Source organism: Oligoflexus sp. (assembly GCF_035638955.1).
Classification (GTDB): Bacteria; Bdellovibrionota_B; Oligoflexia; order Oligoflexales; family Oligoflexaceae; genus Oligoflexus.
Genome location: NZ_DASQYZ010000049.1, coordinates 15,572 through 34,100, shown reverse-complemented (window position 1 = coordinate 34,100; position 18,529 = coordinate 15,572). Strand labels below are relative to the sequence as shown.

Below are 18,529 nucleotides of genomic sequence, written 5' to 3'. Positions count from 1 at the left end.
AAACTTTAAGATAAATTTTTCGGTATGTAACCTGCATTGTTGGCCAGGAAGCCAATCCTTGGTGAATTCTTCGAGTTTCAAAGAGGTGCGTGTATGTTTGCCACTGTCTTAGGGCTAGTCCTTGTTGTTGCTGCGGGTTTTTCCTGCACCAAGAGCTCTGAACGGGACCAAAACCGCGAGTCTTACACCAAGAATCTCAAAAGCCCGCAAAAAGATTTGGATAGGATCACAACTGAGCCGACCAACCCCGATGGTGGTATGGTGGCCGGGCGAATTCCAGAAATTAGCCCGGAAGAAAGCCTACAGAGAAAACTGCGCAATGAGGTCGCCCCTATTGAGTTCGGTGCCGGCGCAGGCGGCATTACCATGGCCACGACTTTCGATGAGGCTCATGCTGTCCTCGCCAAGCCGACCGGAATGTTCAACGGTTTGGAAATATTTCCTGAGGATCTGCGCATCCGGTGGAGCAATCAGGAACCGCAAACGCCCAGCCTGTTCATCGTCGGGTCGAACTACAAAGGCAAAGTCAATATCGGTGGATCCATGGGATCGGTGGATATGCAGACTCCCTTTGAAAAATTCCTTGTCCCGAATGATGCGGCCACGCGTACGGCTCTGCTGAAGAAAATCGGCAGCGCCTTCGAGGGAAAAGACCCTGCGAGCTACGACTGTGAAGCAGCCTTCACCTGCCGGCTGGATGAGGATGAAACCTTCCTCATCTTCGATTTTAAGAAAGGCGGCCTGCTCCTCTCGAAAGCCAAGCAGCTGTCGCTGGACATCATCTACTTCCAACCACCGCGTGAACTTAGACCCTTCCTGCGCGACCCACTTGTTTACAAGCAATCGGTAGCCGGCATTACCCTGGCATCGACCAAGGCTGCGACGGAAGCCCGGATAGGCGCTGCCGTATCGATCAACAATGGCACGCATTTTTATGATGATTTTAGTCTCATCGTCATTTGGAATGCCATGAACACGCCCTCGCTTGTATACGTCCGGACAGGCTATCGGGGCAAGCTGACGGTCACCGGTGCCACCCCTCCCCAGCGCGGTTTTGGGGATTCATTCGCAGACCTCGCACCGACCGATACTGATGGCAGAGGGCTGATGAGAGCTCTGCACAGGATCTATGAAAATCCCAACCAGGACTGCGTCGCCCTCGCCACTTGCACCTTGATCTCAGGTGAAGATGAAATTGAAATTCAGCTGGCGAATGGCTTCTTTGGCTTCAGCAAAGATGCATCACGCAAGCTGCTTTATTTCGGAATAGGGACCTGAAGAAGGCTGCCGTTTCTTTCAAAATGCGACCTGGAGGAGAGTAACATGAACATTCGATTTATACTGATCATCCTCGTGATGGTGTCCTGCGTGAAGAAGCGGCCGGTCGAGAAATTCCTGGACTTCGATGGCGATCGCTGGGAAAAGTCGACTTTTCTGACAGAACGTCCCTGGCTCTATCGGGTGACGGTTGTCAAGAATGGTCTCAATAGCAAGTTCGGTTTTGTCGGCATGCAGAGCACCCCGCGCCTTGGTTTCTTCGATGTCACCCAATCCCAGCTTCGCTTCGTCGAGGTCAAGACCAACTATGCGGATGGTCCCAATACGGATAAGGTGATCAACGCCTGGGATATCAGCCACACTGATATTCACCGAAAAGTGGTTGATGGCCGTACCAGCAATGTCGAGACCGAAAATGATACTATTCCTTGGTACGAAAAGAAATTTTTTAAGGCGGATTTCACCTCGGCCGAAGTCAAGGAGCGTGCGAATTTCCCTTTCGAGCTCGAAGACGATTGTTGGGATAAGCTCTCGACCAAGGTGGTTGACGGCGAGCAGGAAGTAACCTCCCAGCATATCAGCTTCGTACTGGCTGTGAACTATCAGCTCAAGGAACGCTGCATTGATCAAGTGGCCTACAATACTACCGATTTCAACCTCACGATTCACTATCGCTATTCCTTCATGCCGGAGCCCGATGTTGCGGCTTATCCTCCTTATGTCTATACGGGTGAAAATGATCCCCTGATGGAAAAGTATGGATATTTCAACACGACCGTCATGACCTATGACGCCAACAATCGGCCCAAAAACACCTTCTACATGAACCGCTGGAATCCTGATAAGACGCATACGTTCTATTTCACCGAGAATTTCCCCGAGGAATACAAGTGGATCTACAATGATCCCGAAGTGGGGGTTTTCGCCAGGACGAATAAATTATTCGAGGGCAAAGGCGTACCGACCCGATTCGAGATCAAGGACAACGATGGCAGCCAGAAATTCGGCGATATCCGCTACTCATTCATCCATTTTGTCAACGAACCGGATCTCAGCGCACCGCTCGGCTATGGTCCTTCGACGGCTCACCCGCGCACGGGAGAAATCATCTCGGCCCATTCGGTGATCTGGACCAACGATCTAAAATGGTATGTGCAACGAGTGCGGGATGCGCAGAAGAATAAGGCGACTCTGAGGTCGAGCGTGCTTGCTGAATTGTCCAAGACGATCGGTCAAACCGAGGACCAGTGGAGTGCGACGAGTAGCTTTTTAAAGGAAGGCAACTTCGCAGAGACATACCGCTATCTGATTCCCGAGTTTACCTTCGAGCTGCCGGGAACTGGTTTTGCCGGCCGGGAAGTGCCTATGGAATTCGATACGCTGGATAAGATTATGAAGAATCAACCAGGATTCGTGGATGCCAATCGGGAGCTGGCTCAACAGCTGACCCGCTCGCAGGCGACGCTCCAGAAAATCTCTGAGCAGTATAGAACTCGTGAATACTACAATGATCCAGGGCTGTCGACCCGCTACGATCTCACCGAGAATCAGCTGGCCGGTCTTGCCGATGTGGACCTCAGCAATGAGAAAAAGATCATCGACGATATCCTCTATCGTGTCGCGATCCATGAATTCGGCCACAACCTCAATCTTCGGCATAATTTCTACGGCACGGTCGGCGCAAAAATCGATGGCCATAAGGAGGGCGGCGATCCCAACAAGGCTAGCTCCTCGGTTATGGACTACTTGACCCTGCAGGACGAGCTCGGGCAGGTCTATGACTGGGAGATCTACGACCAGGCCGCCCTTTTATATGCCTATAGCAACGGTAAGCTGGATATAGCCAAAGACCGCGCTGCACCCTTCTTATTCTGCACCGATCATCACACGGCCTTCAATCCTATGTGCAACCGTTTCGATAGCGGGGCGACGCCTAGCGAAATCGTCAAGAATCAGATCCTGGCCTATGATGACGCCTATTGGATACGCAACTTCCGCTATGGCCGTTCCTACTGGAATCCAGGCGAGTCTTACGGCGGATCGATGTTCCAGACCATGTTCAATTTAAAGAAAATGATGCGTTTCTATGAGCAGGCTTTTTCGACCGCAGATGTACGGGACAAGCTGCGCAAATTCCCGCTTATGGATGCGGCTTCCACAACGCGCTTCGGCACGGCTGTACGAACGGATATGCAGCAGGCTGTAAAACTGGTGCTGAGCTTTTACAAGAGTGTCATCAAGCAGAGTTCCTTTGATCGCTCCTTTACTGACGTCTATGAGAAATCAACTGGAGCGCTCGTGCAGCAGGGGATCTCCAGCGACAAAATCTTTGCCAGCCTGTTCATGATGGGAGATGACGCTTTTCCTCTCGATCCGAACCGAGGCTTCACCCCTGTCTCAATCCTCTCGTTACGATCGAATTTTCCGGAGCTCAAGCCCTTTGTTGATGCCAATATCTCGGATATTTTTATTGAAGGCGGGGATATGTATGCAGGGTTCACCGACATCATACGCTCGTTTTATGCTTTTACCGCTGCGAGCACCTATGAGGTTTCCAGTGATTTGACTGATCTGCAGCAGATGCGGGTCAATTGCTATACGCTCGGGACGTTCTTGACTCGATTCAATGTCCCAGCCACGAATCTGACGGATTCCGCCACGGAAATCACGCAATTCAACCAGGCGACGAATCCGGACTACCAAGGGGAACTTAGTGTCGTGGCCCTCAAGGTCGGGGACATCGTCCTTACGGCAGGCAAAACTCTCAATCCGATGTCAGCCAAGGTCCTGTTGGCTAATGATAAACCGGGTGGCCGCTATCTCAGTTCTCTGTATCAGAGAATCGTCTATGGCAGGCCCTCTTTGACGTGTGAATAAGCTATGCGTATACGCGGCTCCATCATAACCCTGCTGTTGCTGGTGATTGGCAACCCTGCTTTGGCGAACACCACGCTGAAGACGCGGAAAGCTGTTAAGAAGCCTTCGCCGTTCAGTGTCTCGGTAGGGGTCACGCAATTGGCAGGGGCACGGATCAATCCCATCACACAGGCCAGCCTGTCGGCGAGCTACTCCTTGGCGGATAGCCTGAAGTTGGGTCTTTCGCAGTCACTTACGAGGAACTATCTGGTCAATAGGGAAGGCGATGAATTTGTGATTAATGATAGCTCCCTTTCCCTGACCCTAGCACCAAAGGGGCCAAGCGAGAAGCTGAGCTTTTATAGTTCCCTCGGCACAACTTTACCTATCTCCGAGCGGTCGCAGCGCCATGAGATTCATACCGTCACAGATTTGTTCGTAGGCAGTGACTACACACCATGGAAGCCTTTTACCCTAGGAGCTGGTTTCGGCGGCAGCTATCACTTCAGCAAATACGATAGCGAAGCGACCGGTGAGCTCGGCTCTGGCGCAGCTCTGCCGCAGTATCGCCTTGATGTGGAGCAAAGCGCTCGCCTCCGCTTTCTTAAAAGTGCTTTCTTAGGCTACAACTTCACGTTTAGCGAAACTTACTACTATAAAATTCAAGATGAAGCCGCCAACTCCAATCCGAGAGACATCTCGGATCAGTCCTACCAACTGAAAGTCTATACGGGATACAGCTTCGGCTTTCTCGCCATCACCTTGGGCTTTAGCCAGGGAACGCTTCTCGAGCTGCCAGGATTGAAAGACTATGTGCTGTTTGATGAAGAGAGAACGATGGGCTATCTTGCGATGAGCACAACCCTTTGAAAAAATGTTGGATGAAAATGCAGCGTGAACTTTGTGTGAGCATGCTGGAAAACCCCTGACTGACGGAACCTCTTGCTGGCCGGAATGGATGTCTGCTAGGGTGTTCGGAGGTTTAGAACCCCTTGATCAGGAGAACTCCCCATGGCCGATGCTTCTTCGTTTGTTCAGCTCTCGCCGACAACTTTGGCGGAATTTCTCATGCGTGATCAGGTGATGGATATCGGCATCCGCCCGCTGTGGCATCATATCCCCCGCATCGCTGGTCCAGCCTATCCGGTTCGCTGTGCCCCTGGTGATCATTTGATGCTTCATGCGGCCATTTATAGGGCGCCGGCAGGATCTGTCATCGTGGTCGAGGCTGGTGATTTGGACTACGCGGTGGCCGGCGGCAATGTTTGCGCGGTCGCTAAAAAGCATGGGATCGCAGGTTTTATCGTGGACGGTGTCATACGTGATATCGCCGAAACCAAGGCCAATGAATTTCCCGTCTTTGGTCGCGGTGTCAGCCCCATACCCGGTGGCAAAAATTCCATTGAAGGATTGAATGTCAGTGTGCGATGTGGAGGCGTGCTGGTGACGCCCGGTGATATGATCGTGGCGGATGAAGAAGGCGTGGTGGTGATTCCTTCCGAAAGCTGCGATGAAATCCTGCAGCGTGCGGTGGACAAAGCCGCACTGGATGCTGCGGAATCGCTCGAGCACTGGGAAGCCAGGCACCGCGCCCGCATTGAGGATATCCTGGCAAAAAAAGGTTTTCGTGAGAGCCACGAGGTACGTATTTGATCCTGCCAGGGCGGAGGTGTTTACGTTTGATCAATCCGCGGCAATGCGAATTGTAACACCACCCATGACGTCGTTTAGCTTGAAGTCCTTCTTCGGCGAATCCTTGTGCTTGTTATGACAGCTCACGCAGGATTTGGAAACAGCGACATCAGCATAGATGGCTGTGAAGTAACTTTTCTTGCCCAGCGTTTCGCAGTCATAATAGTTTTTGGTGGGGTCCTGCGCCACTGCCAGCAGACCCTTCTTCTCTGATTCTGTCTTGGCGCTGTTTTGCTTATTGATAGGAAAGGTGGAAAGCAAGGAGTAGCTGATACCCTTATTGTTCTTGGCAAAATGCTCCGAACCCATTCTAAGCATCTGGGCGGGCAAAGGCAGGGTACCTTTTTCATCTTTCCACTGCTCGCTGGCTTTGATCGCGCCCTGGTTATCCACCAGACGCGTGACGACATGCTCCGCGTAGATGCTTCGATCGGCCTGGATAACGCCTCTGATGGAGTCTGCCATCCGAATCAGAAATTCCTGACTGGCGCCCGCAACCTTACATTCTGCGGCTGACGCTGTTTCCATGCTGAAGGGAACGGTGGAGCTGGCGACGAAAGCAAGAGTCAGTACAAACGTTTGCTTGATAGGCATCGTGCGACCTCGGGAATAGCAATGAAATAAAAGCAGAGTTTATCAATCTCACTAAAGCCTGTCAAATCGCCTTGAAAATCTGTGGTTGCAGGCTAAAACCAAATCAGTCATCATGGCCCATATTGAGGCAGGTAACTATTCCTTTCGAGCGGTAACGAACCTATGAGCCTTGTTGTTATTGGAAATGGGAATGTAAGCTTTTGGTTTTTGAAAAAGCTTGGGGAAAGAGGCTTTCTCAACAAAAACAAAGTCGTGGTCTTTGCCGAAGAAAGCGTTGCTGCCTATGATCGTATCAATCTGAGTCAGCTGTTCGACGGGACCACTCTGGCTAGTATACTTTTTGCACAGCCTCAGCAGTATCAGGAAGCAGGAATCGCTCTCCATCTCGATGATCCCATCGTTGAAGTCGATACTAAGAAATCCACCGTTCGCTCCAGATCGGGTCGCACGGTCGACTATGATCAGCTCGTGTTTGCCACAGGATCAAGCGCATTTGTGCCTTCCATGGAAGGCGTCGAGCATGCTGATAATGTATACAGCTATCGGACAAGCAAGGATGTGGAAGCGATTCTGCAAAAGGCCAAGGAATCCAAGAGCGCCTGCATTGTGGGCGGCGGATTTCTCGGAGTGGAGCTGGCCGAGGCCTTGCACAACCTCGGACTGACCACGCACATCATTGAAATGAATCCAGGTCTTTTTCCCCGGCAACTCGATCATGCCTGCGGTCAGAAAGTGGCGTCTGTTCTTGAAAAAAAAGGCGTTTATGTTCACCTGATGCGACGCAGCAAACGCGTCCGTCATGAAAATCAAAAGGTCATCCTGGAATTTGTGGATCAGGAATCGCTAAGCGTGGACATGCTTATATTTGCGGTCGGCATACGTCCTCGTGATGAGCTGGCGAAGGCTGCAGGAATCAAAACCGGACCGCTGGGCGGCATCGCGATCAACCCCTACCTGCAAACATCGGATCCGAAGGTCTATGCGATCGGTGATTGCGCCTACTTCGCTAATAAAATCTATGGCCTGGTCTCGCCCGGCTATCAGATGGCTGAAGTCCTGGCTTCCTGCCTTGTAGGTCAGAGAAGAATGTTTCCCGAACTGCCTTTGGCTTTTTCGCAGTCCTGCTTCGGCATTCGGATCGCCTCCTTTGGACAGCAGGCAGCCGGTAAATCGCTGGTGTTTGAAAAAGACATCGATGGGCAGATCGTTTACCGCCGCATCAATGTGCACGGTCAGCGTATGCTCGGAGCTTACGCGTTGGGCGATTGGCCGGAAATATCCAAGGTTCAACGGAGTGTCGAAAGAAAAGCGTTGATCACTCCTGGGCAGCGTCTGCGGTTCTTAAAAACGGGCAATCTGTGGCCGACTCCGGAAAGCTTGGACGTTACGACCTGGCCCGATACGGCGATCGTTTGCAACTGCCTCTCTCTTTCCAAAGGCTATCTTTGCAATGTGGCCCAAAAAAGTCAGCTTTCGGCTGATCAGCTGGTGACACAAACCCGGGCCTCGACCATCTGTGGTCAGTGCCGTCCCCTGGTCGAGCGCCTGGCAACCCATACTCCCTATGGTCCGACGCCAGCCACCCCGTTTGCGACCTCCCCCAGCCGTATCTATCGTTTGGAAATTCTATGCTACCTGACTTTGATCGGCGTGGGCTGGTTTCTCTTCCGGCATCCGCTCAAAATTCCCAGGAGCTATACCCAGTCGGGCCCCGAACTCCTCACCTGGCTGCAGAATCCTTTATATCAGCAGGCTACAGGTTATGCCGTGGCCGGATGGTCGCTCCTGACCCTGGTGCTCTCGATTCGTAAAAGAACGGGCGTCTTCAGCTATGGCAAGAGTTTGACGAACTGGTATACGCTTCATGCCCTGATGGGGTTGCTGGGTTTGGGAGCTCTGGTCTTTCACACGGGTCGTAACATCGGCTCGCATATGAATGCAGCGCTCGCCATCGCATTCCTAGGTTTGACAGTCAGCGGGGCCCTCACGGGGCTTTCCATCGCCTACGCAAGCCGTGTTGGTTTCCTGCTCGGCAGGCGTTTGCGGACCTTGCTGGTTTGGATCCATATCATCATTTTCTGGATGTATCCTACGCTTTTGGCATTTCATATCTTCTCGTCCTACTACTATAGATAAAAAAATCGAGAGGTAGCCCAGTGATCTGGCGAAGGTTAAAGAAAAAAAGAAAATCCGAGCGCCTGCAGCAAACTTTGAAACTCCCCATGCCCTGGCTGGAATGCAGAAACCAGCATGGTGCTTCCATCGAAGGGGAGATACTCGATATTTCCGAACACGGGTTCTGCCTGCGCGCCCCCAAAGAGATCGAGAAGGGCACGATTCTAACCGTGACCGTGAAAGACCGGAATATTCGCGCGCAGGTTAAATGGTGCGACTATGTAAAGAGTGAGGGCCTCTTCCGTTGTGGTGTGGAACTGATGGACAGTGATTCCCGGTTTCTGGAAGAGATCGCTAGGGTTTGGAGTGTAGGGGACTGAATCTTTTCCTGGGGCGGGCATGAAAAAGCGAAAGTATTTATGGTTGACGGTTATTGCCTTGAACCTTGTGGCCTGTGCCTGGTTAGGCTTTGCATCGTATGCGGACCTGCAGGGAAAAACCTGGTTCACGCCCGGTGCCGCCACCGATGGTCATCATCAGATCATTGCATCCTGCAAGACCTGTCATGTCCCCTTTCAAAAGGTCAATAACCAGGTGTGCTTGGATTGCCACGCGAAAGATCTGGAACATGGTGATGACAAGCATCCGGAAACCAAATTTCAAGACCCGCGGAATGCTGCTCTTATTGAAAAGTTTGATGCCACGCTCTGCATTACCTGCCATGGGGAGCATGATCCGCAGCGAACTGATGCCTACGGAGTCACGGTCCCCAAAGATTTTTGCATAGAATGCCATAAGGATATTGGTGAGTCCCGCTCCAGTCACAAGGGTTTGCCCTTCAATGGCTGTGCCCAGGCTGGCTGTCACAACTATCACGACAACCGCGCGCTCTATGAAGATTTCCTGATCAAGCATATGGACGAGCCTCATTTGAAATCCCCGGCCGTGCTGCCGGTAAAACCGATGACCGGCCCGAGCGAAAAAGCTGTGATAGCGGAAAAGCAGGATGGAGGGGATAGGACGAACCAAGCCCTGCTGAGAGAATGGTCGCTTTCCTCTCATGCCAAAGCTGGCGTCAACTGTTCAGGCTGCCATAAGAATGAAGCGGATAAAAACCCGCTTTGGATCAATCTTCCCAGTGCCAGGGTTTGTCAGTCCTGTCATGAGAATCAGCACGCGTCCTTTATCGAAGGCCGCCATGGGATGCGGCAGGCCCTTAATCTTTCGCCAGTCATCGATCCGAGGCTGCCCATGAAAATCGAGAGCCCTGAACTCGAGTGTCAGTCTTGTCACAAGGCCCACGAGTATGCAGCGAAATATGCCGCTACAGAATCCTGCATCGCCTGTCATAACGATGAACATACTCTGGCTTATAATGGATCACCGCATCACATGGCCTGGCTCGATGAGCAGGCCGTTCACAAGCCCGCAGGTTCCGGCGTATCCTGTGCCAGCTGCCATATGCCGCGTACGGAGGACGGTTTGATCGATCATAATCAAAACCGTAATCTCAGGCCAAACGAGAAGATGGTTCGTTCCGTTTGCCTGAACTGTCATGGATTGGAATTTTCGCTGTCGGCATTGGCTGATCCGGAACAAATCAAAAAGAACTTTCGTTCCGTCCCAGCCCGCCGGCTTAAGAGCATGGATATGGCAAGAGAAAGAAAGTAGGCCTTAGCCTGCCTTTCTCGCAATCAATTTCTTTTTGATTGGCAGAGTCACAACAAGTTCTGTGCCTCCATGCCGCAAAGAACTGATTGTCACGGTTCCACCAAGCTCGCGTGCCGCAGCCCGAACGGCATCCATACCGACTCCTCGACCCGAGATGTCGCTGACTTCAGAGGCGGTCGAGAAACCTGGCAGGAAAAGCAGCTCAGCGACTTCTTTTTCGCACATGATAGCTGCAGCTTCGGGTTCGACGAGATGCTTTTCGACCGCTTTTTTCTTAATATTTTGAATCTGTAGACCCTGCCCATCATCGGCGATGATGAGTTTATGGGCTGCCTCGCTGACTTCAAAGCGGATGCTGATCCTGCCTGTCTCGCTCTTGCCTTTGGCTTTGCGCCTGTCAGGAGCCTCAATGCCGTGGTCCACAGAGTTGCGCAAGGCATGGGTTATGATTTCATTCATCCTATCCTTGGCGTAATGCGCAAAGATCGCAATGTCGCCTTCAAAAGCAACCGGGCCTATCTTTTTGCCGTTTTTTTCGGCGATATCCTGGATCATCGCATTGTGACGATCGAGAATGCTCTGTTGCACGCGCCTGCCTAGCTCGTTTCTATGAGCATCAAGGTTTCGGATGGCTTCGGCCAGTGCCGCTCCTCCAGCCTTGTGGGCCTGGCTCACTGCCTGCATCAGTTCCACAGTGTGCAGCGTCTCATTTACAGGAAGTGTCGCGGTCTTTTCTCCGAAAATACTCTTTCTCAGAGCACAGTAGGCTTCAACTTCACTTTTGATGAAACCGACATGCTTTTCAATTTCGTCAATATCCGTGTCCTGGGCTGTGCCCTGATCACGCAGTTTGCTGACATGATCCTCGGCGTGATGAGCGACTTCCTGCACAGATTTCAGTTGGATCGAGCGGGCATTGCCCTTGATGGTATGGATGTGACGGAACAGTTCATGGATATGGAAGCGCAGCTGGTGGACATCGGAACCCAGGACAGCCGTTTTCAAACTTTTCAATGATCCCGTGGCCCGATCCAATACGGTCCATATTTCGCCTTCAAATGCCGCGAAATGTTCGGCATTGACAGCCATGAGGTTGGCGACGCGCTCCAGCTCCTTGGTTTTAAGTTCAGCATCACGTTTGGCTTGGTTGAAGGCCGTCATGTCCTCCATCACCACCATGATCTTCGATAAGGTCGAGTCTGTCCAAATGGCTTCGAAATCCAATTTAATATCGAATTCCCTATCACCTATCTTCTTTTTGATTTGCTTGGGAAAACCCATGGATGATATCGACCATTGAAAATCATCATTGGCGAAGACAAAGCTTAGCTCGGAAACGAACTTGGCTCTATCGCTGGCACCGATATCGACGCCTTCGAAGATGAAGTCGACCGCATTACGCCCCGCAACTTCAACGCCTTCACCGAACAGCTTATGCACAAACTTTGAGTATCGGGCTGTGATTTTAAAATCATTGGTGAACGTAAACACAGCCTGCCGCATGTTATCCAGCAGTTCCGAAACCGCTCTCTGCTCATTTTTAATCTTGCGATTGTTGACTTCGATAATCTGCGTATACGATTTCAACATCACGTCTTTTTCTTTGACGCGTGACAGGTCCATACCGGTGACGATGTATCGCCCTTCGCGCCAGTTGATGAGACGCAAGGTATAGGCGAGCGGGATCCTGGACCCATTTTTTGGACTGCTCTCCGTTTCCAGGACGATCACTTTGTTACCGTCCTGGATTTTCTGTCTGATCTCAGCAAACGCTGTTGCGCCAAAGGCTTCTTCTGCAGAAATTGGCAAAGCATCCACACCTGCCCAATCGAGAAAACAGGGGTTGGCGTAAGTCATGCTCAAGGTCTTGGGATGGACAATAGCAACCGCTGTATCCAAAAGATACGCCATGGGCAGTTTATCCGCAACCGTGACTGTGGACTCATAGATGGAAGGTGGCGTTTTCCTGGTTGGAACCGCCGCTACGATATCTTCATCCTTCACGGTTACAATATGGGCTCGGACACTTTCCACGACAGCCAGAATCGTCGCAACATCCTGCGCCTCGACCCCAGCGCCGATCAGGGCATCCTTCAGATGACCACCGACTTCATCGAAGGCCTGATTGTGAATTTTCAGGAGTCGATGGGCGCGATCCAGCGTGCGGCCCTCATAGTTATCAGGCCCTCCCAGGACCTTGCAGAGAAACTTGATCTGGTGATCGATCAGCTTGTCCATATCGGTATGAGCAAAAAAGCTTTGCAGGCTTTCTGACTTCTGAATGCGCTTATAGAAATCGTGGACGACACCACTGATGCCGACAAATCCGCCATATTTATCATACAAGCTGTCATTAGCCATGGATCACCTTTTTCCTTATGCGGGCTTCTTTGATTTCAAATTGATTTGAACGCCGTCCATCATCAACTGATTACCTTCGGGGGAACCCATGACCTTGATATGCACTGGGCCTATTTGGATCAGCAGCGTTTGACCATGAGCCAGCTTGTATTCGGTTGCAAGGATAAGCTCAATACCTTGAGTAAACGTGGCTTTAAGTTTGCCATCGACCTGCACTTCAATCTTTTCCAGCCTGGTTTCTGCATCGTGCGGGTTTTGCCGCGCAACAATTTGAACCCGAGCAGGTTGCCTGTTGGACATCGTGGAGTCCTCCAGGTCGGCAAGTGAATCAAGGCAGTCAGCATCATCTTTTTTTGCAGGCTCAAGAGCTTTTGCCATGTAACGACTCAAGGTGAAATGACTCGAAAGAATTAGTATTTCTTCGGTGCTTTGGCAGGAAACTTTAGAGGCATTTGCAAGGTTGATTCTTGATCACGTCTCCCAGGCTGGTCGTGGGATCGGACGCGGCAGGGCGGTGATTCGACTTCTTTTTAGAGGTGATTTCTCGTGTTGACCAAAGGCTGTTGACAGAGGCGAGACTGGCAAGTCGTCGGAAGGAAGAACCTGCCAGGGCATTCCGGTAGCTATTCCAACATCTCTCCGAGTTGACTATGCCAGGGGTCGGTCGATCACTAAGCCGGCTCAGCCGATGCAGGTGCCAATTGCATGCTGGGCTCGACCGTCATGGTTCGATAGAACCAGGCGCCCACACCCAGACGCGGATGGGTCGTAATCAGGATCAGGATAAAGCTGAGCAGGGTTCCGACAATGGGTCCGAGGTTGATGATCGCCACGCTGGAGACTATGGCCAGTCCCACCGTAAAGATCAAAACGGAGCCAAAGAATCCACCCAGAATCGACATAGGATTGCTGCGAACACCGGCTTCACGGGCGCCCTCACGGATCCATGACAAGGTCATTCCCCCAAGAATGGGCAAAAGGATGACACCCATTCCATAAAGAGTCAGAGCGATATCAGAAGTGAACCACGCGCCTGCGGTCTGCCAGCTCCAGTTTTCAAAAGCGGCTCGATCCGGCGAGAAAAAACGCTGATAGCCTTTGCCATCCCAACCATGGACCAGAATAAAAAACATTCCAAAATAAGCGGCAATGAAATTGAGCCATGCGGCGTACAGCTTGCCGCGGCGTATCAGGTGGTGACAGATGACAAAACCCAGCACCCCCTGAGACACGTTGGTTATAGCAAACAATCCCACCAGCCAAACAGGAAGATTCCGGTCTCCAGCATGCATGGTTTCCCAACTGCTGAACTGCCAGAGTAGCCAGAAACCTGAAGGCACAAAAACCAAACCGAGAAAGAGAAGAAGCTTGCTGAAAAAAGGTGATTGCATGGCATCCTCCCAAAGGGAACGTGCCACATCCTTTTGTTTCATGATCTGCCGATGCGCAGCCACAGCCAGCCCGGCCCCGATACCATAACTCCAGAAAACATCGACCTGAACCATATTCAACCCCTCTGTTGAGCGCCAAGACCATCAATGATCATGATGGGCACAACGCGTTTCCACTTGGCATATTCCAGTTCGGGCTGCTCACTGCGCAGCACCGATTTCATGGCTTCAAAGAGCATCATGTTGATTGCCGATGCTGCGGTCTCGGTATCGATGTCCGCCCGCAGATAGCCTCGACTCACACCGTGCTGCAGATAGAGTTGGGTGAAACGCCGGAAGGCGTCAAAGGTGGTCTGGGTCAGGGCTGTGATGTCTCCTTCAGCCACCCAGCTTTCATACAGAACCACCCGAGCCAGCTCAGGCTGTTTTTGAAAGAGTTCAAACAGTCGATCGCCGATGCGCATCAGCTGCGCGCGGTAATCGTCCAAGGTCAGACACGCATCAAAGGGTTCGGCAATCAGCTGCTGCAGTATTTTTCCATAGATGCTTTCCAGCAGCGCCTTGAAGACAGCAGCCTTGCTTTGAAAATAACCATAGAAAGTGCCATGCCCGATCCTGGAGGCGTCGACGATATCGCTCACGGCTGTCTGGTGAAAGCCTTTGCGAGCGAAAACCTTGAGCGAAGCTTCCAGGAGTTTCGATCGACGACTGTTGAGACGGGAGGCACGCATCGCTGTTCCCTTATTTCCGACGTTGTTATCGGGATTTGCAAAATTACTCATATATTTCAACAATTAACAGCTTTCCCTATCTAACCTGATCCGGGGCCCCTGTCCAGAAATTTCGTTCGCGGTTAAATGGCAGGGAACTCCAAAGTGAAGGCCATGCATTTCGCTTGTGCTTCCGGGCATTTAGGTAGGCCCTTCCGGATTTATCGCGCTCTTGGACATTGATGGCCTGTGACGAAGTCTTAAAACACCTGAAAGTTCGACCCTTTAGCTGACTTAACGGGCTCGTTTGATTTTGGACTGCCTGCCTGGACCATGATTTTTTTTTAGGAAAGTGAGGTATTTCATGGCCTTGGCCAAGGGTTTGGATCTTGCAAAATCATGCTGGAACAGTTCACGAATTCCATTCATCAGGAGGTGCAAACCATGCGCATCGTGCCAGGAATCTTGTCTTTGAATCTGGCTCTATTGGGAGCCTCATGTGCCGAGGAAAAAAATCCCTATTCGAGCCGCTATACAACTGGTGCGGCTGCACCCGTGACGAGCGCAACGAATGCGGGTCCTGTGGGATCGACCGCCAGCAGTGGAAATGCTCCGACTGGCATGAGTACAGAAGAAGCCGCGAAGGATGCAGGAACAGTCGCCAAGCCTGAAGCCATTGCGAAGGCGAGCCTCGCGGGTGTCCAGCTCATCTGTTCCAATCCTCCCGCTTTGAGCAAGGTTCAAGCTGAACTCAGTGTTCTTTGTTTGAATGGTCAACCGACGCAGGCGTTTGCCAATGCTCTGGCGGCCCCCTATAAAGGCGGAGCGAATCCTCCTTTGGTCCTGATTAAATCCGTGGATAATAACGGCACGAGTGAATTTATCGTCCTGGCTGTGATTGAGGTGCCGAAACCAGTGGCAGAGGTTTTTGGCAAAAGGTCCCTGCTGTCCACCGGCACGCTCACAGCCGGCAATGCCACCGTCACCCAGAGCGTAATTACCAATGTTCCTGCTGCTGGCGGGGATAAAGTGGGCGGCGCCGATATCAAGTTTGACTTGAATGTATCCGTGGGTATCATTCGCGTCGCCAACACCAGCATTCTGCAAGCGGATTCCACAGCTCTGAATACTGAAAAATCGGTGATAGCCACGGTGAGCGCTTTGAAAGCGGGAGCTGCTGACAATGCCGATGATATTCTTTCCACGTCACTCTCCTTCATGATGCAGGATGGCAACACCACCAAACTGATTTCGGTCAATCATCAGATGGTGAATAATCGCGGTCAGGCCGCTACGGCCGAGCAAACCGTGACCGGCATCGGTCGGGCGACCATGACGGATACCTACACCAAGCTCATGCAGTAAAACGGAGTAGACCGGTCGGGCATCCGATCAGAAGCTTACCGGTCAAGGGTTTGAGACGCGAGTTGACAGCTTTCATGAGGCATAGAATAGTATGGGAAGTCCGAGTCGTGAGAGTCCAATGAAAACTTTTCGTTCGACCATTCATATCCGTTCGATCCAGCCTCGGTATGAGGCCACGCCAGACCTTCACTGGTTTGGTGGCAATCCTTTTGTGTCGCACCTTGTGCACGCGCTGTCGTTCCTCTTCCCGCCCGGCGAGGCGATGTTCGTCAGGTCCGTGAATCATTTCAAGGACAAGGTCACTGATCCGGACCTGCGGCGAGCCATCAAAGCATTTGCCGGTCAGGAGCACCTGCACAGCCAAAGTCATTATGATTTCAACCTTTGGATCCAAACCAGAATCCCTGAGGCGCACGACTATTGCCAACGGATCGCGGCTGGCATCGATCGTAATTATGCGCGCATGGAAAAGAAAAAGCCGATCGTCAACCTTGCCGTGACGGTGGCCCTGGAGCATATCACGGCGGTCATGGCAGCGACCTTTTTAAGCCGTCCCGATATGCTGGAAAAAATTCATCCTGAAATCCGCAGCCTTTTCATCTGGCATGCGATCGAAGAGATCGAGCACAAAAGTGTGGCCTTCGATGTGTACCAGTCGGTGGGTGGGACCTATGCGACTCGCATCTGGGGCCTGGTCGTGAGTACCCTGCTGCTGGTCAGCAAAACGCTTTATTATCAAGGCAAGCTTTTGCAAAAAGATGGTCAGCTCAGCAATTGGAGAGCCGGCCTGAGCGCTCTTCGCGACTGTTTTGGAGGGGGTGGATTCTTTACCGTCTTGCGCGGACGCTACCTCGATTTCTTTCGGCGGGATTTTCATCCGTCGCAGCATGATGATCGGGATCTGGTCGAGACCTGGCAAGGCAAGCTTTCTCAGTTAACAACAGTCAAAGTGATTGGGCGCGTGGAGGTTCCATGACAGGAACGCAAGAGACTATCGTCATTGTTGGGACAGGATTTTCTGGACTTGGCATGGCGATCCGGCTGAAACAGGCAGGTATCGAAAATTTCATCCTGTTGGAGCAAGCCGCTGAAGTCGGTGGCACCTGGCGGGCCAATCATTATCCCGGTGCGGCCTGTGATGTGCCGTCACCGGTTTATTCCTTTTCGTTCGAACCGAATCCCGCGTGGACGCGGGTCTTTGCACCGCAGGCCGAGATTCTTGCCTACCTGAAACATTGCGCCGACAAGTATCAGATACGTCCGCATATTCATTTTCATAGCAGGGTGGAAAGCGCGAGCTTTGATGAAACCAGTGGTCTCTGGACGGTGCACATCGATGGTCAGAAGCCTCGGGTGTGCCGCTTTTTGATTATGGCATCCGGTGGCCTCAGCCGTCCCGCCTATCCCGATATTGCTGGTTGGAAGGATTTTAAGGGTCCCCTCTTTCACACCGCTGAGTGGCGGCATGATGTGCCCTTGCGTGGTCAGCGGGTGGCCGTGATCGGCACCGGTGCCAGCGCGATTCAAGTGGTTCCTGAGCTGGCCAAAGAGGTTGCTGAACTTAAAGTTTTCCAACGCACGCCGGCCTGGATTCTGCCGAAAGAGGATGGGCCGCTCCCACGTCGCGGTCAGGCCCGCAATTGGCTACTGCGGAAGTTCCTTTATTGGCAGTTTGAGATGCGAGCGATTGCGCTGCTACGACCCAAGCTGATGCGTTATGGGCAACGCATGGCTGAGGATTATCTGCAGGAGGAGGTGAAAGATCCTCAACTGCGGGAAAAGCTGAGACCAAAATATATTATGGGCTGCAAGCGCGTTCTGCTATCGAACGATTTTTATAAAACTCTCCAGGAGCCGCAAACCCAGCTTGTGATCGAAGGTATTGAACGGATCACAGCGCGCGGCATTCAAACTCGGGATGGCGTGGAGCATGAGGTGGACGCTGTGGTATGTGCCACCGGTTTTCAGGTGGCGGAAGCGACGGCACCGTTTCACATCACCGGGCGCCAGGGTCAGGTGCTGAGCGAACTGTGGAAGGACGGCGCTCAAGCCTATCTGGGGTCGACGGTCCATGGATTTCCCAACTTCTTTTTCATAGTGGGACCGAACTCGGGGTTGGGTCACAATTCCATTGTCTTTATTATCGAATCGCAGGTTCAGTATATATTGGGTGCGTTACGCCAAACCCTCAAGCAAGGCTGGAAATCCGTCGAGGTGCGTAAGGAGATTCAGGATACATTTAATGAGACAGTGCAGAAGAATTTTAAACATACCGTGTGGACACGTGAGCATTGTCGCAGCTGGTATCAAACGCCCTCGGGAAAAAACACCACGATCTGGCCAGGTTTTAGCTTTACGTTTCGGCTGAGGACTTTACTGTTCAATGCAGCGGCTTATCACTGTCTGGATCCAGACGCTGAGAAGGAAATGGCCCAGCCTCAATTCAATGCTCTCCACTCACGCTGAATTGACGTTATCGACCTCAACCTGATGGCT

15 protein-coding genes are annotated in these 18,529 nt (G+C 51.9%); 10 read left to right on the top strand and 5 right to left on the bottom strand.

What is annotated here, in order from left to right; genetic code table 11:
* Positions 1 to 93 precede the first annotated feature (93 nt).
* The 4 genes from VE954_RS04975 (at position 94) to VE954_RS04960 (ending at position 5,787) form a co-directional block, all read left to right on the top strand.
* The gene (locus VE954_RS04975) at positions 94 to 1,278 is read left to right on the top strand and encodes a hypothetical protein (protein WP_324950292.1); all 1,185 of its coding nucleotides are present in this window, start codon (positions 94 to 96) and stop codon (positions 1,276 to 1,278) included.
* Between the two features lie 45 nt (positions 1,279 to 1,323).
* Positions 1,324 to 4,155 (top strand): zinc-dependent metalloprotease, encoded by a 2,832-nt coding sequence (locus VE954_RS04970; protein ID WP_324950289.1) that lies wholly within the window; start codon positions 1,324 to 1,326, stop codon positions 4,153 to 4,155.
* A gap of 3 nt (positions 4,156 to 4,158) precedes the next feature.
* The gene (locus tag VE954_RS04965; RefSeq protein ID WP_324950287.1) at positions 4,159 to 5,004 is read left to right on the top strand and encodes a hypothetical protein; all 846 of its coding nucleotides are present in this window, start codon (positions 4,159 to 4,161) and stop codon (positions 5,002 to 5,004) included.
* A gap of 141 nt (positions 5,005 to 5,145) precedes the next feature.
* Positions 5,146 to 5,787 carry an RraA family protein gene (locus VE954_RS04960; RefSeq protein ID WP_324950285.1) on the top strand — a complete coding sequence of 214 codons (642 nt, stop codon included), beginning with the start codon at positions 5,146 to 5,148 and terminating at the stop codon, positions 5,785 to 5,787.
* Between the two features lie 30 nt (positions 5,788 to 5,817).
* Here the strand turns inward: VE954_RS04960 and VE954_RS04955 are convergent, their stop codons facing one another.
* On the bottom strand, positions 5,818 to 6,420 hold the full coding sequence (locus VE954_RS04955) for a DUF3365 domain-containing protein (protein ID WP_324950283.1): 603 nt from the start codon (positions 6,418 to 6,420) through the stop codon (positions 5,818 to 5,820).
* 162 nt (positions 6,421 to 6,582) lie between these two features.
* Here VE954_RS04955 and VE954_RS04950 point away from each other — a divergent pair, with 162 nt between their 5' ends.
* Genes VE954_RS04950 through VE954_RS04940 form a run of 3 tightly spaced genes read left to right on the top strand, consistent with a single transcriptional unit; the run spans position 6,583 to position 10,206 of the window.
* A complete protein-coding gene (locus VE954_RS04950) occupies positions 6,583 to 8,556 on the top strand; it encodes an FAD-dependent oxidoreductase (RefSeq protein WP_324950281.1) in 1,974 nt (657 codons plus the stop codon).
* A 20-nt stretch (positions 8,557 to 8,576) separates the two neighbouring features.
* On the top strand, positions 8,577 to 8,915 hold the full coding sequence (locus VE954_RS04945; protein ID WP_324950279.1) for a PilZ domain-containing protein: 339 nt from the start codon (positions 8,577 to 8,579) through the stop codon (positions 8,913 to 8,915).
* 19 nt (positions 8,916 to 8,934) lie between these two features.
* Positions 8,935 to 10,206 (top strand): cytochrome c3 family protein, encoded by a 1,272-nt coding sequence (locus VE954_RS04940; protein WP_324950277.1) that lies wholly within the window; start codon positions 8,935 to 8,937, stop codon positions 10,204 to 10,206.
* 3 nt (positions 10,207 to 10,209) lie between these two features.
* Here the strand turns inward: VE954_RS04940 and VE954_RS04935 are convergent, their stop codons facing one another.
* From VE954_RS04935 to VE954_RS04920, 4 genes are all read right to left on the bottom strand, one after another.
* A complete protein-coding gene (locus tag VE954_RS04935) occupies positions 10,210 to 12,567 on the bottom strand; it encodes an ATP-binding protein (RefSeq protein WP_324950275.1) in 2,358 nt (785 codons plus the stop codon).
* A 15-nt stretch (positions 12,568 to 12,582) separates the two neighbouring features.
* A complete protein-coding gene (locus tag VE954_RS04930) occupies positions 12,583 to 12,945 on the bottom strand; it encodes a hypothetical protein (protein WP_324950273.1) in 363 nt (120 codons plus the stop codon).
* 293 nt (positions 12,946 to 13,238) lie between these two features.
* Positions 13,239 to 14,072 (bottom strand): hypothetical protein, encoded by an 834-nt coding sequence (locus VE954_RS04925; RefSeq protein WP_324950271.1) that lies wholly within the window; start codon positions 14,070 to 14,072, stop codon positions 13,239 to 13,241.
* A gap of 2 nt (positions 14,073 to 14,074) precedes the next feature.
* A complete protein-coding gene (locus VE954_RS04920) occupies positions 14,075 to 14,689 on the bottom strand; it encodes a TetR/AcrR family transcriptional regulator (RefSeq protein WP_324950269.1) in 615 nt (204 codons plus the stop codon).
* Positions 14,690 to 15,112: 423 nt separating this feature from the next.
* On the opposite strand from VE954_RS04920, the gene VE954_RS04915 reads away from it, so the two are divergent.
* From VE954_RS04915 to VE954_RS04905, 3 genes are all read left to right on the top strand, one after another.
* Positions 15,113 to 16,033 carry a hypothetical protein gene (locus tag VE954_RS04915; protein WP_324950267.1) on the top strand — a complete coding sequence of 307 codons (921 nt, stop codon included), beginning with the start codon at positions 15,113 to 15,115 and terminating at the stop codon, positions 16,031 to 16,033.
* 118 nt (positions 16,034 to 16,151) lie between these two features.
* A complete protein-coding gene (locus tag VE954_RS04910) occupies positions 16,152 to 17,009 on the top strand; it encodes a metal-dependent hydrolase (RefSeq protein ID WP_324950264.1) in 858 nt (285 codons plus the stop codon).
* Complete coding sequence (locus VE954_RS04905; protein WP_324950262.1) at positions 17,006 to 18,499, top strand: NAD(P)/FAD-dependent oxidoreductase; 1,494 nt, start codon at positions 17,006 to 17,008, stop codon at positions 18,497 to 18,499. The genes VE954_RS04910 and VE954_RS04905 overlap by 4 nt, the downstream gene beginning before the upstream one ends.
* Positions 18,500 to 18,529 lie beyond the last annotated feature (30 nt).

Excerpts from the sequence above, each read along its gene's own strand:
- VE954_RS04960 (WP_324950285.1), top strand. The coding sequence starts at position 5,146 with ATGGCCGATGCTTCTTCGTTTGTTCAGCTCTCGCCGACAACTTTGGCG.
- VE954_RS04970 (WP_324950289.1), top strand. The coding sequence starts at position 1,324 with ATGAACATTCGATTTATACTGATCATCCTCGTGATGGTGTCCTGCGTG.
- VE954_RS04935 (WP_324950275.1), bottom strand. The coding sequence starts at position 12,567 with ATGGCTAATGACAGCTTGTATGATAAATATGGCGGATTTGTCGGCATC.
- VE954_RS04950 (WP_324950281.1), top strand. The coding sequence starts at position 6,583 with ATGAGCCTTGTTGTTATTGGAAATGGGAATGTAAGCTTTTGGTTTTTG.
- VE954_RS04940 (WP_324950277.1), top strand. The coding sequence starts at position 8,935 with ATGAAAAAGCGAAAGTATTTATGGTTGACGGTTATTGCCTTGAACCTT.
- VE954_RS04925 (WP_324950271.1), bottom strand. The coding sequence starts at position 14,072 with ATGGTTCAGGTCGATGTTTTCTGGAGTTATGGTATCGGGGCCGGGCTG.
- VE954_RS04920 (WP_324950269.1), bottom strand. The coding sequence starts at position 14,689 with ATGCGTGCCTCCCGTCTCAACAGTCGTCGATCGAAACTCCTGGAAGCT.
- VE954_RS04905 (WP_324950262.1), top strand. The coding sequence starts at position 17,006 with ATGACAGGAACGCAAGAGACTATCGTCATTGTTGGGACAGGATTTTCT.
- VE954_RS04915 (WP_324950267.1), top strand. The coding sequence starts at position 15,113 with ATGCGCATCGTGCCAGGAATCTTGTCTTTGAATCTGGCTCTATTGGGA.
- VE954_RS04930 (WP_324950273.1), bottom strand. The coding sequence starts at position 12,945 with ATGGCAAAAGCTCTTGAGCCTGCAAAAAAAGATGATGCTGACTGCCTT.
- VE954_RS04955 (WP_324950283.1), bottom strand. The coding sequence starts at position 6,420 with ATGCCTATCAAGCAAACGTTTGTACTGACTCTTGCTTTCGTCGCCAGC.
- VE954_RS04965 (WP_324950287.1), top strand. The coding sequence starts at position 4,159 with ATGCGTATACGCGGCTCCATCATAACCCTGCTGTTGCTGGTGATTGGC.
- VE954_RS04975 (WP_324950292.1), top strand. The coding sequence starts at position 94 with ATGTTTGCCACTGTCTTAGGGCTAGTCCTTGTTGTTGCTGCGGGTTTT.
- VE954_RS04910 (WP_324950264.1), top strand. The coding sequence starts at position 16,152 with ATGAAAACTTTTCGTTCGACCATTCATATCCGTTCGATCCAGCCTCGG.